The organism is Halomonas sp. ND22Bw (assembly GCF_003011945.1).
Classification (GTDB): domain Bacteria; phylum Pseudomonadota; class Gammaproteobacteria; order Pseudomonadales; family Halomonadaceae; genus Halomonas; species Halomonas halophila.
Map to the genome: position 1 here is coordinate 1 of NZ_PXWD01001293.1, position 255 is coordinate 255.

Consider the following 255-nt stretch of genomic DNA (forward strand, 5'->3'; position numbering starts at 1 on the left):
ATTGCCCGTGTCGGTACCCAGACCCGCCAGCGCCAGGCTGGCCGCCACGGCGGACGCGGTGCCGCCCGACGACCCCGCCGGCACGCGATCGAGCGCATAGGCGTTGGCGGTTTCGCCGGCGGTGGAGCTGATGGTGCGGCGCGGACTGAACGCCCATTCGGCCATGTTGGTCTTGGCGATGATGATCGCCCCTGCGGCCTTCAGCGTGGCGATCAACGGCGCGTCGCGCGGCGGCACATTGCCCGCTAGCGCGAC

At 71.8% G+C, this 255-nt stretch carries 1 protein-coding gene; it reads right to left on the reverse strand.

Features of this window, described 5'->3' with window-relative positions; genetic code table 11:
- The coding region (locus tag CVH10_RS22355) for an amidase family protein (protein ID WP_369335972.1) at nt 1-255 on the reverse strand (255 nt) is incomplete at both ends.